Source organism: Paenibacillus sp. FSL W7-1088 (assembly GCF_037969855.1).
Lineage (GTDB): Bacteria > Bacillota > Bacilli > Paenibacillales > Paenibacillaceae > Paenibacillus.
The window spans coordinates 4,317,085-4,333,353 of the sequence record NZ_CP150216.1 but is presented as its reverse complement, the minus strand read 5'-3'; the positions used below and the strand labels follow the sequence as shown (position 1 = coordinate 4,333,353).

16 protein-coding genes and 1 riboswitch are annotated in these 16,269 nt (G+C 45.2%); of the genes, 11 read left to right on the top strand and 5 right to left on the bottom strand.

All coding sequences use genetic code 11. The annotated features are described in order from the left end of the window. Positions 1-12 precede the first annotated feature (12 nt). On the top strand, positions 13-1,719 hold the full coding sequence (locus MKY42_RS19365) for a right-handed parallel beta-helix repeat-containing protein (RefSeq protein WP_179264254.1): 1,707 nt from the start codon (positions 13-15) through the stop codon (positions 1,717-1,719). Positions 1,720-1,808: 89 nt separating this feature from the next. On the opposite strand, the gene MKY42_RS19360 is transcribed toward MKY42_RS19365, so the two are convergent. Both MKY42_RS19360 and MKY42_RS19355 read right to left on the bottom strand, forming a co-directional pair. After that, positions 1,809-3,560: an alpha-glycosidase gene (locus MKY42_RS19360; RefSeq protein ID WP_179264256.1), complete on the bottom strand. Its 1,752-nt coding sequence runs from the start codon at positions 3,558-3,560 to the stop codon at positions 1,809-1,811. Positions 3,561-3,804: 244 nt separating this feature from the next. Continuing rightward, a complete protein-coding gene (locus MKY42_RS19355) occupies positions 3,805-4,980 on the bottom strand; it encodes a M20 family metallopeptidase (protein ID WP_090899796.1) in 1,176 nt (391 codons plus the stop codon). A 181-nt stretch (positions 4,981-5,161) separates the two neighbouring features. Between MKY42_RS19355 and MKY42_RS19350 the strand changes: the two genes are divergently transcribed. From MKY42_RS19350 to MKY42_RS19340, 3 genes are all read left to right on the top strand, one after another. After that, positions 5,162-6,625, top strand: a complete 1,464-nt coding sequence (locus MKY42_RS19350) for an ABC transporter substrate-binding protein/permease (protein WP_090899794.1) — start codon at positions 5,162-5,164, stop codon at positions 6,623-6,625. Then, entirely contained in the window at positions 6,612-7,334 is a 723-nt protein-coding gene (locus MKY42_RS19345) for an amino acid ABC transporter ATP-binding protein (protein WP_090899791.1), read from the top strand. The genes MKY42_RS19350 and MKY42_RS19345 overlap by 14 nt, the downstream gene beginning before the upstream one ends. Before the next feature lie 286 nt (positions 7,335-7,620). Next, positions 7,621-7,817, top strand: a riboswitch (cyclic di-AMP (ydaO/yuaA leader). Positions 7,818-7,819: 2 nt separating this feature from the next. After that, entirely contained in the window at positions 7,820-8,488 is a 669-nt protein-coding gene (locus MKY42_RS19340) for a 3D domain-containing protein (protein WP_090899788.1), read from the top strand. Positions 8,489-8,622: 134 nt separating this feature from the next. Here the strand turns inward: MKY42_RS19340 and MKY42_RS19335 are convergent, their stop codons facing one another. Next, positions 8,623-9,411: a polysaccharide deacetylase family protein gene (locus MKY42_RS19335; RefSeq protein ID WP_339844027.1), complete on the bottom strand. Its 789-nt coding sequence runs from the start codon at positions 9,409-9,411 to the stop codon at positions 8,623-8,625. 147 nt (positions 9,412-9,558) lie between these two features. On the opposite strand from MKY42_RS19335, the gene MKY42_RS19330 reads away from it, so the two are divergent. From MKY42_RS19330 to MKY42_RS19310, 5 genes are all read left to right on the top strand, one after another. Continuing rightward, positions 9,559-9,903, top strand: a complete 345-nt coding sequence (locus tag MKY42_RS19330) for a hypothetical protein (RefSeq protein ID WP_090899782.1) — start codon at positions 9,559-9,561, stop codon at positions 9,901-9,903. A gap of 129 nt (positions 9,904-10,032) precedes the next feature. Further along, complete coding sequence (locus tag MKY42_RS19325; protein WP_090899779.1) at positions 10,033-10,704, top strand: PspA/IM30 family protein; 672 nt, start codon at positions 10,033-10,035, stop codon at positions 10,702-10,704. 95 nt (positions 10,705-10,799) lie between these two features. After that, positions 10,800-11,201 carry a DUF350 domain-containing protein gene (locus MKY42_RS19320; protein WP_090899776.1) on the top strand — a complete coding sequence of 134 codons (402 nt, stop codon included), beginning with the start codon at positions 10,800-10,802 and terminating at the stop codon, positions 11,199-11,201. A gap of 23 nt (positions 11,202-11,224) precedes the next feature. Further along, a complete protein-coding gene (locus tag MKY42_RS19315) occupies positions 11,225-11,731 on the top strand; it encodes a DUF4178 domain-containing protein (RefSeq protein ID WP_063562808.1) in 507 nt (168 codons plus the stop codon). 11 nt (positions 11,732-11,742) lie between these two features. After that, positions 11,743-12,489, top strand: coding sequence for a DUF4247 domain-containing protein (locus tag MKY42_RS19310; protein ID WP_090899774.1), 747 nt, complete (start codon positions 11,743-11,745; stop codon positions 12,487-12,489). Between the two features lie 113 nt (positions 12,490-12,602). On the opposite strand, the gene MKY42_RS19305 is transcribed toward MKY42_RS19310, so the two are convergent. After that, the gene (locus MKY42_RS19305; protein WP_339844022.1) at positions 12,603-12,893 is read right to left on the bottom strand and encodes an HNH endonuclease; all 291 of its coding nucleotides are present in this window, start codon (positions 12,891-12,893) and stop codon (positions 12,603-12,605) included. Positions 12,894-13,065: 172 nt separating this feature from the next. Here MKY42_RS19305 and glp point away from each other — a divergent pair, with 172 nt between their 5' ends. Together glp and mobB are read left to right on the top strand one after the other, a co-directional pair. Further along, positions 13,066-14,334 carry a gephyrin-like molybdotransferase Glp gene (glp, locus tag MKY42_RS19300; RefSeq protein ID WP_339844020.1) on the top strand — a complete coding sequence of 423 codons (1,269 nt, stop codon included), beginning with the start codon at positions 13,066-13,068 and terminating at the stop codon, positions 14,332-14,334. A gap of 7 nt (positions 14,335-14,341) precedes the next feature. Continuing rightward, positions 14,342-14,887: a molybdopterin-guanine dinucleotide biosynthesis protein B gene (gene mobB / locus MKY42_RS19295; protein ID WP_177185740.1), complete on the top strand. Its 546-nt coding sequence runs from the start codon at positions 14,342-14,344 to the stop codon at positions 14,885-14,887. Between the two features lie 184 nt (positions 14,888-15,071). Here the strand turns inward: mobB and xerS are convergent, their stop codons facing one another. After that, positions 15,072-16,178: a tyrosine recombinase XerS gene (gene xerS, locus MKY42_RS19290; protein WP_090899765.1), complete on the bottom strand. Its 1,107-nt coding sequence runs from the start codon at positions 16,176-16,178 to the stop codon at positions 15,072-15,074. Positions 16,179-16,269: the final 91 nt, after the last annotated feature.

Genomic DNA, 16,269 nt, shown 5'->3' with positions numbered 1-16,269 from the left:
GGCGAATTTAAAATGAACAACTACATTAATTTTACCTCTACTTACAATCCTAATTTGCAGGCTTTAAGCAGTGCCGACGGGTATGATTCCGTCAAAATGAATGAAATGTTTGGCCAGATCATGGGTAATATCGCCTCTGTACAATCCACGCTGACAGGTAGCCATATTGATGTAAGGAATTTTGCTCCCGGAGATGGAAGCGATCAGACAGCTCAGATCAAAGCTTTTTTTGACTCGGCACAGGAAGGTGACGTTTTATTATTTACATCAGGGCACTATAAAGTTGTTAAGACGGGCTGGTTTTATACGTTTAGCGGCAGATCCGTCATCATCAAGGCACTGCCAGGTGCAATATTGGAGGTCTCGGATCAAGGACTCCGAATTGAAGGAAGCAATCATGTAGAAATTAGTGGTTTAACCTTGGTTCGCACGACTCAAGCAGGTTGGAGTAAAAACAAGACAGGGCTTAACATCGAGAATTCGAGCAATGTACTATTGCAGCATAATGATATTAGTAAATTTACCGATGGCATTGGAGTGAATGGTTCCAGCAGTCAAGACAATCCCGCCCGAAATGTCGTCATAAGAAACAATAAGCTTCATCACTTGGGAGAAGAGCCGATTGCAGTTCGGAGTCATTTGGTTTTTGTGGTGATTCGTGAGAATGACTGTTACCGCTATCTGGGGGATGGCATCCTGGTCAAGGGAACATGGCATGTTTCGATCACCGACAACTTTCTGCACACTCCTGTATTATCCAGTGATTCAGATTTTGCTTCTTTTTCAGGCGGACAACAGGTAAATAATATGCCTACAGTCGGTGGTGGGATTACCTGTAACAATGAGGGAGGAGAGACTGGAGCCAAAAACCTGCACATACATGGCAATAGCCTGATTGGAACAGCATTTGGTGTGGGGCTTATCGGTTTTGAAGGCGCATTTGTAACCTCCAATGTCTTTAAGGATATCAAAATCACGTCTGTTATTTCAGTATCTTTCCTTCCCTCCCAATATAATCCTAATGACTTAAGCAACCATCTGTTTGTAATCCAGGGTAACCTGATCGACACCATCTCCAGGTCAAGTGCTACTGCTGCCATAGAAGCGAAAACCAGTACGGGTCCAGAAGGCATGGACATCGGAGTTATATCAGACAACATTATTATTCCTAGAGGTAAACACTGGGGAATTGTGGCGGATGGTCATATTATCGTAAAAGGCAATTATATTGCCCAAGCGGGCATTGCCATGGATATCGCTAATGGAGTGATTGCATCAAGCAACATCATTGAGCCTGGCTTTGAAACGACCAATCCTGACCGGATGGTCAGTCTGCATAATGATTGTACCTTTTCTCATAATTCAGTTGCAGGAAAAGGTACATGTATTCAATTACGTGGCTCCAACAATATCATTACTGGAAATCGCTTAAAATATGAGGGAACATGGTGGGCAGTGCATCTGGACATGGTTAATAACACGGTGGAGGGCAATATCATAACAGATAACATGCTGATGGTTGCGGCAAGTGCGGCGGGACGTTATCTCTTTGGCGCAAGTCCCTTCACAAACGGGAAAAACATAGTTGTAGATCTAGTTAAGGATAATAATGGAACGTTATATCAATTCGTAAATGAAATGGTCATGCAGGGTCCGAATTCTACGCGGTGGAGAATCACCATAGATGCGAAAGGGGATTTGAAAACGACGAAGTTATAGCTTCAGTAAAGTCTTCGTCAGAAAACTCCTGAAGCATCTGATGATCCATTAAAGGGTCGTTCAATATTTCAGGAGTTTTCTGGCAAGTATTAGCTCGGTTCCAATTGTCTATACAAAATGCGGTATCCATAAGGATCAAGTTTAATATTCATCATGCCATTGGTGGGAACAACAGCATCTTCGGTTAAGGCATCTTTCCAGTCCATGGTTTCCATTGGATGTGACAGGGTACGTTCTTGCGGAGTATTGTTCATCCACACCGTAAAGTGGAGAGTGTCATCCATACGTTCATATATGATGCATGGATCGTTGTGATCGGCCTTCAGAAAACGGAAGCGGCCTTTGCGCAGAGACTCATTACTTTTCCGCAAATCAATCATCAGACGGTAGAAGTCATAAAGCTCCTGATCTTGCTTGGCAGGATCCCATTGCATGCATTTACGACAATCCGGATCACCTTCTCCACGTATACCCACCTCATCCCCATAGAATATACAGGGCGTACCAATATAAGTGAAAAGAAACACAACCGACAATTTTAATCTGCGTTTGTCTTCTCCAGCTCGGGTAAGCAGACGTGGGGTGTCATGACTGCACAGCATGTTGAAGATGACTTCATTCGTCTGTTGCGGGTAACGCATAATGAGTGATCCCATCTCGTTAGCGAAGTTATACCCATCCATCGAACCACAGAAGAACTCAAGCACCTTGTCAGCAAAAGGGTAGTTCATTACGGAATCAAATTGATCTCCCATGAGCCAGGTGAGGGAATCACTCCATACTTCGCCTACAATATAGGCTTCCGGATTGGCGGTTTTGACCACTTTGCGGAAATCGCGCCAGAAATGGTTATCCACTTCATTCGCAACATCGAGTCGCCAACCGTCGAGTTTAATCTCCTTGATCCAGTATTCAGCCACATCAAGCAAATAGTCTTTTACTTCGGGATTAGCAGTGTTGAACTTGGGCATATTGCCATAAAATCCAAATGTATCGTAGGTTGGGATACCATCCTTGATCTGCACCGGATATTCATTGATATGGAACCAGTCTGCATATTTGGAATTTTTGCCGTTCTTCAGTACATCCTGAAAAGGAGGGAAGTCTTCGCTGCAATGGTTAAAAACCGCGTCAAGCATGACCCGGATTCCACGGCGATGACATTGTTCCGCCACTTCTTTGAGTAGCTCATTATCCCCGAAATGAGGATCTACTTTTTTATAATCAACGGTATCGTATTTATGGTAGGAGTTTGCTTGAAACAGCGGGGTAAAGTAAATGGCATTAACACCGAGCTTAGTCAGATCATCCAGGTGATTGAGCACCCCCTGCAGGTCTCCGCCAAAGTAGTTATCCAGTTCAGGTCGGCCACCCCATTCCTGGGTTCCTTCAGGGTTCAGGTCGGGATTGCCATTGGCAAACCTTTCGGTCATGATTTGGTAGAACACGGCTTCTTTGGCCCATTCGGGAACCTTAAACACATCGATTTCATGAATATAGGAAAATTCATAATATCCTCCGGTAGGATATGGCTGAGCATAATGAATTCCGTTATCAGCCAGATAAATATTTTCGGTACCAGCGGTAATGCGGAAGATGTATGTCAGGCGCTTGAATTTGGGCTTAACTGCAGTTTCCCAGTAATCAAACATACTGTCGGAAGCCGCTTTCTCCAGTTGAATTTCTTTATAGGTTCCATTCCAATCATATTTATCACCAGTCAGTGCAGTCACATATTGCACATCGTTTCTCTTCGTTCGTACACGCAGGTGAATCGTCGAGGGATTATAAGCATAGGCCCATTTATCGCGGGGAACGTGATACATCGCTTCGAGCAGCATGACAACACCTCCTGAAACTAAGATACAGTTATAGCTATAAATAACCAAGTTAGAGAGCATATGAACCATAAGTGCGGTCGCTAAATGTAAGAATTTCAACATTTTTCAATGTTTTCTTTTCACAGCATCTCCACCTTGTGTCCGTATATACGTACTTATCAAAACAAAAAAAGGTGCCCCTTAAGACCTGAAATGCAGGTCATGGGGAACACCCTAGGTTAATATACAACAGTTCACGAAAAACTTAGCGACTTGCTTGCTTAAACTCTGTTTGAATGGTTTGCAGCAGCTCAGGCTGTGTAAGAACATCATAAGCAGTTGCAGCAATTGCCTTGGCTCCAAGGATCATACCATCCAGGGCCCGTTCCTGAAGCGCCAGATCACGGAATTCAATGGAATGAAGCGTATGAACTTCGTCCACAACACGGATATACGGATGGATTGCAGGACAACGCAAGGATACGTTACCGATATCCATGGAACCATGGTCGTTGCCACTGACGATCTCTTCTTGAGAAATGCCGAGTTCAAGCAGATTAGCACTGAATGCAGCAGATAACGATTCATTCGTGACCATCTCATCATAGGATGTCTCGTAATTGGATGTCACAAGCCGGCATCCGGTTTGCAGAGCAGAACCTTCCGCAATCTGAATTACACGTTGAGTGAGAATATTCAACTCTTTTCTCGTTGAGGCTCGTACATAGAATTGAGCAGAAGCGTAGTCAGGAATGATGTTGGCTGCCTGTCCTCCGCTGTTGATAACCCCGTGGATACGAACCGTACTTTTCACTTGTTGACGGAACGCATTAATGCCATTAAACGTCTGGATAACCGCATCCAGGGCATTGATGCCTTCATGTGGACTTGCAGCAGCATGCGAAGATTTCCCATGGAATTCAAATTGTACGGCATCAATAGCCAGGGAGCTGCCAGATTTCTCATACGCGTAATAAGGATGCGCCATCAGTGCGATATCACAGTCATCGAATAAACCCGCTTCAGCCATAGGCACTTTGGCCCCACGTGTTTCTTCCGCTGGTGTACCGAACACTTTCAATGTTCCGCCCACTTCATCCAGTATGGACTTCAGACCTACCGCAGCTCCGAGGCTCATCATGCAGATCAGATGGTGCCCACAAGCATGACCGATTTCCGGTAGTGCGTCGTATTCACATAACAGGGCAATGGTCGGACCTGGCTTGGATGCAGCATACGTACCGATGAATGCGGTGTCCAAGCCCAGGACAGGAGCTTCTACGGAAAAACCATGGTATGCAAGCTCTTCTTTTAACCGGGCAGAGGCGAGGTATTCTTCATTCCCAAGTTCGGGATTCGCACCAATGTATGATGAAATCTCTTTAAAACGGGAAGCATATTGATCAATTACAGTGAAAATTTGTGTTTTGGTATGTGTCATGCTGGACTCCTTAAGCAAAAATGAAAATAATTCAATAATTATATCATAGTTGCGGTTATTTTTCAGAAACTAGTCAGGATTTGTAATGTCGAAATGCATTGCATAATCATGCATTCTACTTTATAATGACTCAGGCATCAACAACAGAAAGCATACAAAGTATTATAAGGGGAGAACAGGGTTGAAATTGATTAGTCGTTACACCATGATGCTGCTAGCTCTTGTGGTCTTGTTAACTACGGTTGCACCTGTTGCGTCGGCAACGGGAACTACAGGCAATTCAGGCAGTAAAAAGCTGGTGCTCGGTACAAGTGCCGATTTTGCACCATATGAATTCCATAAAGTGATTGATGGTAAAGACCAAATCGTCGGATTTGATATTTCGATTGCTAAAGAAATTGCTGCGGATCTAGGCGCAGAGCTTGTAATAGAGGATATGGGTTTTGACGGACTTCTTCCTGCGTTACAGAGTGGTCGTGTGGATATGGTCATCTCTGGAATGACGCCAACGGATGAGCGTAGACAAAGCATTGACTTCTCCGATACCTATTATAAATCCAAGCAAGTCATCATGATTCGCAATGCGGATAAAGATAAATATCCAACCATGGCTGATCTGGAAAATGAAAAAATTGGTGTCCAAAAGGGCTCCATTCAGGAAACGATTGGCCAGGGAATCCCCGGCGCAAAACTGACAGCACTTGATAAAATATCTGATATCGTACTGCAATTGCAGACCAATCGTGTAAATGCTGCAATCGTTGAGGATACGGTAGCTGCCGGTTACCTGGATGATGTGATTGGACTAGCTCCGGCTATTCCGGATGAAGAGCAGGCCGAAGCGGCAATCGGGATTCGTAAGGGCAATACGGAATTGCTGAATGCAGTGAACGGAACGCTCGAACGTCTGAAAAGCGAAAATAAAATCGATCAGATGGTCACTGAAGCAAGCCAGTTGATGGCAGACAAGGTGAAAAAAGATCAAAACATTTTTCAAGTGTTCTGGCAATACAAAAGCTTTTATGCAACAGGTGTGGGTTACACCCTATTACTGTCTGCACTCGGTGTAATATTCGGGGTAATTATCGGTTTGATCATCTGTCTGTTACGTCTGCATGACGTCTCAATTCTGCGTTGGATTGGAACAGCTTACGTTGAAGTTATTCGTGGTACACCAATGCTGGTTCAATTGATGATTATCTATTACGGGCTTGCCTTGACGTTCGGTATTACATTTTCGCCGCTTCAGGCGGGGATTATCACACTATCCATTAATAGTGGTGCCTATCTTGCGGAGATTTTCCGTGCTGGTATACAGGGTGTGGATCGCGGCCAACTGGAAGCAGCTCGTTCCCTAGGAATGGGCAGAGGTGCGGCCATGCGCTTCATCGTGCTCCCACAAGCGTTCAAAGCGGTGTTGCCGGCGATCGGTAATGAGTTCGTGACCATTATCAAGGAATCCTCCATTATCTCGGTTATCGGTATGGTGGACATTATGTACCAGGCAAGTGTGGTCAAAAATATTACGTATCAAGGGATGAATCCATTCCTGATTGCGGCAGCCATCTACTTTGTGCTGACGTTCATTTTGTCCAAACTGCTGGGTCGACTGGAAAGGAAGTTGGGTGCAAGTGATAGACGTTAGACAATTATATAAATCCTATGATAAGAACGAAGTGCTTAAAGGCATTAACGTAACGATTGGCAAAGGCGAGGTTGTCGTGGTCATCGGTCCGTCCGGATCGGGGAAAAGTACCTTTTTGCGTTGTCTGAACTTACTGGAGAAACCTACTTCCGGTGAGATTAACTTTGAGGGAGTTTCGATCACTGACCCGAAACACAACATTAATGCAACTCGTGAAAAAATGGGGATGGTATTCCAGCATTTCAATCTGTTTCCGCACAAAACGGTGCAGCAGAACATTACGATTGCTCCCATTAAAGTGAAGAAACAGCCTGCACATGAAGCGGAACAAATCTGTGCAGATTTGCTCAAGACGGTGGGCCTCTCTGACAAAAAAGACGCCTATCCAAATCAGCTGTCCGGTGGACAGAAACAACGGATAGCTATTGCAAGAGCGCTCGCGATGCAGCCGCATGTCATGCTCTTTGACGAGCCAACGTCTGCACTGGACCCTGAAATGGTGGGTGAAGTCCTGGATGTTATGAAGCGGCTTGCAGAGGGCGGCATGACCATGGTTATTGTGACGCATGAGATGGGCTTCGCACGCGAAGTGGGTGACCGCATCCTGTTTATGGATGGCGGGGTAATTGTAGAAGAAGGAACGCCTGCTGAAGTGTTCGGTGAGCCCAAGCATGCACGTACACGTGACTTCCTTGCTAAAGTGCTCTAATACATCCAAGTTATTCAGGATGAAGATCAGGATGAAATTGCAAAATCTATACTTTGGATGAGAATTTCATCCCCTCATACATCCCTGTCGACGACCCGTCGGCAGGGATTGTTTTGTTATGTAAGGAAACGCACGGATTAACATAAAAAGTAACGTTTCTGTCATCAGCGATATAAGCTCAAATAGACATTTTTTTGAAAAAAACCGCTTAGATTCAGCCATGATGTTGAAGTGAATTAGACAGATGGTAACATTTACTACGACTCTTGGTTACAAAATTGTGATATATTTGTTCCTGCCGAAACTTCCGGAGTTGGGAGTGCGGGGGATGTAACGATGCAGAGTGTGCTTGGGGAAGAATCATTTGCACACGGCTTGGGGTGAATTAGGGCTACATAAATTCTTAATGTAATTGAACCTATAGGGTGGTTTCCTCCATCCGAATCCGACAACTAACTTCGCAGGCATAATGAGGGAGGAAGACCATGATTAACAAGAAACGTATAGCCAAAACAGCAACAGCTTTGCTGACAGCAGCAATGCTCATTCAGGCCGTTCCGGCTCACGCTGATTCAGTTCATGTGGCCAAAGAGGGGGATACCTTCTATACCTTATCCAAACAATACGGAGTTGGACTTAACGCTCTTATCAAAGCTAACAATGACATTTCAGCTTACAACATTTATGGTGGTTTGAAAATTACGATTCCTGGAAAAACAACGTACACAGCTTCTGCTGCAGAAGCTAAAACGGAGGCTAAAACGATCACTACTGCAAGTCTTGACGTTAATGCAGATAGTAAAGTTGTACAAGCCTGGGGAAAAACGTTTGATTACAGCAAAGCGGTCGATGTCAAAGCAACAGCATACTCCGCGGACGCTTCCGAAAATGGAGGATGGGGTGCTGTGGACTACTTCGGTAACCCGCTCGAATTGGGAACCATTGCAGTAGACCCAAGTATTATTCCATTGGGAACTAAGGTACTGGTAACAGGTCATACACACCCAGGACTGCCAAAACAGGCATTTGTCGCTACGGCTCGTGATGTGGGCAGCGCCATTAAAGGCCATAAGATCGATATCTTTATTCCTGGCAGCAAACAATCCGTGAGCACATTTGGTATTCAGGATGTTGAACTTTACATTTTGAAATAAAAATCAAAGCGTAGCTGCACATCATCATATGTGATTCCAACTAAATCTAAATTAAACAGTAAAGGGTGTCCCTTAATCACGAGAATGTGATTGAAGGGCACCCTTTTGAATATCCGACTTCTGGATTCTTTGACCTATTTGCCCTTTGGCAGTTCTAGCATTTCGTCCAAAGTCACCAGCTCGTACCCGCGGTTACGCAATTCCTCGATAACTTCAGGCAACGCCTCGATGGACCCACTCAGCTTTGATCCGACACCGCCTCCTGCATGCTGAAGAACAATGGAACCCGGTTTGACGGCGGACAGGATGTTTTGTTTGACTTCCTCTTTGGAGAGGCCCTTCCAGTCCAGGGAATCGACATTCCAGTTCACAATGCTGTAATGTTGTTTGGCTGCCCATTGCAGCTGCTGCTCGTTAATGTCGCCGTAAGGTGGACGAATCATTTTGGGTGTGTACCCCACCAGATCCCGAATAATATCCCCGGTATGTAAGATTTGTTTGCGAAATGCATTCATGGTCAGCTTACTGAACTCCGGGTGATTGTAGCTGTGATTGCCAACAATATGCCCTTCCTTCACCATGCGTTTCACTAAATCCGGATGTTTCTCGGCGCGATGTCCCACAATGAAAAACGTAGCCCGCACCTTGTGTTTTTTTAGAATATCCAACACCTGCGGGGTGAACCGTGGATCAGGTACGTCATCAAAAGTCAGTGCGACCTTTTTTGTCGAGGGGCCATTCGTTTTGAATGTATCCGCATATTTCTGTCGGAGCTGTCCCAGCGTCAGCTGCTCCTCTTCGGAAGAATCAGACTTCGAAGCAGGTTCGGTTTGCGGGCTTGAAGAAGCCCATAACTGAGCAGGAGCGTAACTTCCTCCCAGAAGAATGACCATGATGGATAACATGATGAGGCGTATACGCATGTTAGTGCCTCCTTTTCCCAAATTGCGTTCTCTTTGGTATGCCCGGGGCCATCCGTATTTATGCATGATGTGAGATGTTTCATTGCTGATTCAGAAAATCAAAGCCATAATTCCACCATATATATAGAAAAGGACAGGTGGAGCAGGATGAGTACATACGACTTAAATTCCGTTCGGTTACAGGTGATCGAAGCAGGAGAAGATAAGGTTTTTATAATAACTGGAGGCAGATCACACATTGGAGCAGTAGCGATATTTTATCCGGATCGTGAACGGGTGAGTGGAGCTACGGTGCATATTCCAGGACATAAAGAACAAGAACTGTGTGAAAGACTGGCACGTAAGGCTGCCCTGCATTTAAAGGTAACCGTCACTGTGATTATGGGGATTCACTTTGACGCCATTACGCGGATGCAGATTGATGAGATTGTGCAGACTGCAGAGAAGCTGCTTGATGAGGAGCTGTGCCAAACGGGTCGACTAATTCAATAGTTCGATGTAAGCAAAATAGGCTAAAATCGTTTTTTATGATTTTTTTTGTTAAAATTGAAACGAGTAGAACATTGCCACGTATGTATGATTATATACAAGGATGAACTATCGACTAGGAGGAATACCATAATGTCCATTTTCAAACGATTACGCGATTTAACCATGTCTAACATTAACTCTATTATTGACAAGGCAGAAGATCCGATCAAGATGACGGATCAATATATCCGGGATATGCAGGAAGATCTTGAAGATGCGGAGAAAGCTGTTGCTGCACAGATTGCCATTGAGAAGAAATTCAAGCAGCTGTTCGAAGAACAGGAAGCTCTCGTGAAGAAACGTGAGGAGCAAGCACATACAGCAGCACGTGCACAGAATATGGATTTGGCCCGTCGGGCACTGGAAGAGAAAAAAGTCGCTGAAGAGAAGATGGCTGAATACAAAACAAGCTATGATCAAAATAAAGCTTCTGCCGATAACCTTCGTGGCAAGCTGGACGAAATGCGTAAACAATTGACTCAAATGAAAAATAAACGCGAAACATTGGTTGCGCGCTACAACGCGGCAAAAGCTCAAACCGAAATCAACAAGGCGCTGAACGGATTTAGCTCCGACACTGCAAGTGCCGGCATGAAGCGTATGGAAGAAAAAATGATGCAGATGGAAGCTCAGGCTGAAGCCAGCAATGAGATGTCGTCCAAAGGTAAATCGCTGGACGATGAGTTTGAGAAGCTGGGCAAGGATCAGGCTGTCGAGGATGAACTGGCAGCATTGATGAAGCAATACGAAAATAAGAACTAAACCTTGTAAGCAAGCAGGGGCACTAGCGGAGGAGAGACCAGCGTTTCTCCTTCGCTTTTAATTGCGGTTCATGTTGAAATGTGGGGGCTATGTAAATGGATTTGAACATTTTGGCAATGCTGGTCTGGACGTTATCGGGTTCGGTTTTGCTGTTTGTCTTGATGTATGTGGATTCTTTGTTCACGAAGTATAAGGATTTTGCCGAAGTGAAGGCCGGCAATATGGCCGTTACGACACGTATGGTTATGAAGCTGTTTGCTCAGGGATACGTACTCGCCACCTCCATTTCGACAGCGGGTCATCTTGGAGAAGCGTTGCTTGTATCCGTTGTTTCCTTTGTCATTTTGCTGATTCTGGAGAGTGTGGTTCACTTTATGATTCGGAGATGGGCCAACCTGGATCTGGATACGGGAATACAGCAGGGCAAGACAGGTTACGGTTTGTTCTCGGGTGCCCTACATATCGTGGGCGCATTAATTATTGCAGCTTGTTTATAAGATAAAGAACAGGAGTAATGGGCATGAGTGTGTGGAAACGGATTAAAGGGATAATAGCCAAACCTGAACCGCCTAAGGCAGAGAAAACTATGCTTCAGCTGGCACCTGGTGATATCTGTGAGGTTTCGCTGGTCACCTATGAAGTTGTTGGGCGGGTACATCATCGAGCACGGAATGCGGCTGTCCTCACGTTGCAGGATGGTACGGCAATCCGACATTTGCATATTGAAGAACGGGAAATGACCCGGTATGCCCTCTATACACCCATTGATGGACGTCTCGATGCACCGGATGAGGTGCCTACATTGCTGGATCTGGATGGACGTGCGTATCATCTGGAGGAAGAATACGGAGGAATGGTAACCACTGCAGGCAGGACACCCTATGGTCAGGCGGGGGAACAATTAGTATGGCAATATCAGTCTGATGATAACATGCTTTTGCGTGTGGAGTGGCAAGACAGAAGATTTACACTGTATGAGGGTGAGTCCATTCTTCCTGCGGATATCAAAGTGATTCGTTCGAGCTAGGAGAGGTTCCAATGAAAAAGCGCTTGGCACATGGATTAAAATTAATGCTGGTCCTCAGCCTTGTGATGTCGCTGCTGTCCGCGTGCGGAGCACCTTCCGTTCAGGACACATATCCGCTTGAATCGGTCAGCGGCAGTGGTAACACGACATCCTATGTGTACCGAGCTGCCGATCGTACCGTTCCAGAGGTCGCTCAGGAATTATCTGAACAGCGGAAGCCGGATCAGATCTCGGCGGAAAATACAGAGCGGATGTTCCTGGTGTATCAGGACCAGTATTATCATTTGCAGCAAGACCCGAATAAAGTGGAAGACACCTTGGTTGAGGTGGATTCCAAGGAATATGTTCGGCAGAATTATGATTCGTCCTTTTTGCAAGGCTACTTAACCGCAACATTAATCGGTAATTTGTTTGATTCGTTCGGGGGTAGAGGGTCCGGTACGTATCGGGGTTATACGAACAAGGACACGTACAAGCCAAGAGAAGGCTCCTATCGGACACCGACGAGCAGCGATAAAAAGGTGGCTCCACCGATTACCGTTGACCGAAAAGGGTCAATTACCCGGCGTGGCAGCGATAAGGATTCGAGCGTAGGGTCCGGTGGAGGATTATTCAGCCGAAATAAGGAACAAAGCAAAGGTACAATTGATCGTAATAAGAGCAGTGGCGGCCTTGGAGGATTGTTTGATTCACCGAAGAGCTCTTATAAAAAGCCCAAAACGAGGGTTGGCGGTGGCCGAATCATGAGGCGTAGGTAGCACTTCTCATGAAAGGGACCCGCAATATTAAATCATTCGCAGAAGAACAGTGAAAAGGTAAGGTGGAGCGAGCTATGCCACTGAACATGACCTTGGACGCTGTTCTTTTTGTTTTACGATTTGCGGACATGATGAGACTTTCGAACACGAGGAATGGTTGTGGCAGGTTGTTTGCGAATCCAGCGGATATAAGGAGCGATGCGCTCATCTTGCCTTAGTGCCTGTATTCCAGTTAAACCTAAGGTCATAATATCACGATTGGTATATAGGGAATGAATTTGTTTGTGGCAAGGGATACAGAGATCGGCAGTAGGCATGTGCGTTCCGCCCATTTCTTTTGGTGTCAGGTGATGGACGGTTGTCTCGACAGGCTCCCTTCCACATAATTCGCATTGTTGGTTCATATATGTCAGCTCCTTTTCTCTTACATATTATGGTCTGTCGATTCGTCTTTCATGTGAATGGGTTGTTGGTGAGTACTTGTCATGACCTGGCTTTCGGGCTACACTTTTTAAGATGAACAAATGACCCAGGGAGGTTCTATCGCCATTGAAAATAAATTCACATTCAACAGATATGTCGACTTCGAAATTTATCCGTAAAGCTATACAAGTACCGGATGCGCAGGCGAAAGTTGCTGCTCATGTCAGTTCGGGTTCAATAGAAAAGGTAACACTTGAGCAAGCACATGGTCGAACGCTTGCTGAGACAATTCATGCTCCCCATCCTTACCCATTCTTTCGTCGTTCCGGAATGGATGGATTTGCGATTCTAAGTTCGGATACGATTGAAGCATCCAGCGAGCAGCAGATTTGGTTCCGTATCATTGATGAAATTCCATGCGGGTATATATCGGATCTTACGATTACATCGGGTACAGCTGCTCGGATCATGACAGGAGCTCAGGTACCGGAAGGTGCAGATGCTGTTGTTATGATGGAGATGACTGAAAGTAAAGAAGAGCATGGGGAACAATGGATTGGCCTGAAGCGCCATATTCAGCCGGAAGCCAACATTACGCCGATTGGATTGGAGGTGCATGAGGGGCAATTGCTGCTTGAAGCAGGAACGATTATTCAGGCAGGTGAACAATCCGTGCTGGCGACATTCGGCGTAGGTCAAGTGCCTGTATACAAACGCCCCAAGGTAGCCATTTTTGCAACAGGTACAGAGTTGTTGGAAGTGGACGAGCCGCTGCAACCCGGGCGTATTCGGAACAGTAACAGCTATATGCTTCGTTCTCTGGTCGTTGAAGCGGGGGGCGAGCCGGTTATGTATGGTTCGATTGCTGATGACGTAGATACTGCACGTACGAAGCTTGGTGAGGCGCTTGAACATAATGATATGGTGGTCACAACAGGTGGGGTATCGGTTGGGGATTATGATATAATGGGGGATTTGGTTCGGGAAGGGAATATGGAGATGCTGTTTAATAAAGTGACCATGCGTCCCGGCAGTGTTACGACGGCTGCTGTGATTAATGACAAGCTGCTCTTTGCGCTTTCGGGCAATCCGGGAGCTTGTTTTGTTGGCTTTGAGTTATTTGTTCGGCCAACGATCCGTATGATGCAGGCCGATGCTCATCCATATTTGGAAGAATGGACAGCCATTTTGGATGATGACTATACAAAGGTGAACAATTTTACGCGATTTGTACGCGGACGGACTGAGATACGTAACGGAATGGTGTATGCTAAACCTTCTGCCGCGCGTGTGGATGAATCCAGTGTCATGATTACCATTAAAGACAGCGATTGCCTGATCGTTGTTCCGCCCGAGAAAAAAGGCATTCCTGCTGGTGAACAGGTTCGAATTCTCAGACTTCCTACGGGTCATGTCAGGTAGGTCATACATGGCTGAAACAAGCATCACTTCACCACATATCATGCAGATTGTTGGATATAAAAACACAGGCAAAAGCACTTTAATTGCTGCGCTTACCAGGTCCCTTACCTTTGCTGGACGAAAAGTGGCTGTAATTAAACATGATGGACATGATCATTTTGAGATGGATCACGAAGGAACCGATTCCTACAGCTTTGCTCAGGCAGGGGCTGATGCAGTCGTTGTTTTGTCAGAGAAACGTACCGCACTTATTGAAAGACAAGCAACGTCGTTGGAAGACATGATAAACTATCTGTCAAGGTATGACTGGATTCTCATTGAGGGATACAAACAAGCTCCTTACCCCAAATTGGTCATGGTCCGTGAAGAGAAAGATCTCTCTCTAATGGAGACGTTACAGGATGCAGTCGGGATTGTTTCATGGCTGACGGATGACAAGAGGGAATGTGTGGAGAAAAGTGGGGATCTCGTTTGGCATTCTGTTCATGAGGCAGAGGATATAGCAAGATGGCTGGTTTCGCTTGAATGTCATGAAGAGAAAAGAAGATTATGACGAAATAATTATTATGTAAACTGAATGGCATGAAATGTAAGGAAAAGAGTATGTTTTCATTAATTTTGTGAATGAATTAAAATGGAAAAAGCGATCCTTGCAGGACATTTTCCTGAAAGAATCGCTTTTTTAAGTTACCATGTAATGGATCTAATGAATCGGCATGCTGAGCAGCATAAATAGGCTACATCCCATCATCTGTGCGACGTTCAATGGCTTCAGACATCGTTTTATCCGTGAGGTGCGCGTAAATTTCGGTTGTTTCCGTAGAAGCGTGTCCAAGCTGTTCCTTCGTTTTATAGATATCATTTTGCAAATAATAGTCTGTGGCAAAAGAATGGCGCAATTTATGAACAGTCAGATACGGCTTGCCGAATTGTTTGGCGTACTTCATGATCATAGCCTGTATGGCCCGTTTGGTCATCCGACTTCCTTCTGAATCTCCATTGCGAAGAGCGATAAACAGCCCTTTTTCCCGTTTGGGTGTACGGTAACGTGATTGGCGCAGATTGATATAAGTTGCGAGTTCATCCTTGGCTTGTTCTCTAAAATACACGGGCGTCTTAAACGTCTCATCATTATTACCTTTGCGATATACATACAGCAGCTTATTGTTGAGATCCAGATCATCCACGTTCAGGTTCACCACTTCAGATACACGCAAACCCGAATTCAGAATGAGACTGGCGATACAGGCATCTCGTTCTTTGTTTAGCTCATGTGAGTAAATTGCCTGTTTGTTCTTTTCCATATCTACGGCATATCCTTCAAGGATGTATCCGATAAATTCCAGTAACTCTTCTTCCTCCAGAAGTTTACCCTTTAGTTTGGCTGCTGTATCTTTGGGTTTATGGGTGCGTTTGATCTCAATCTTCGCCATAATGTTTCGTTTCAGCAGGGGGTAGAAATCTTCATCTTCTGCAATCTGACTCAAATAATGAAAGAGCGAACGAAGGGAAGAAAGCTTGCGGGATACCGTGATTCTGGAGTTGGCTCCTTCACGCTTGGTGGCCAGAAATAATCGATAAGATGTTACTGATTCCATTCGAAGGACTTCCAGCTCAGTCAATGTAACTTCCTTATTGGAGCTTGCCTCGGATAATCCTTCCGCACGCAACCAGCCAAAGAAAGCTTCGTAATCCCTTAAATATTCAAGCAGCGTAGAAGGAGATAAGTCGGGTAATTTATAGTCAATGAATTGCTGAACGAACCACGGCATGGAAGGCAGTTTGTCATCCAGCTTGCGTCGGTCGATCTCTTTTTGCACATTGGTCAAGTTCGGCACCCCCATGTTAAAATAATTTCTAAAATATGCTATATCCTAGTTTACCATATTTAGATCGTCACAGCCTGATCACGGAACCGGAATAATCCAATTCATG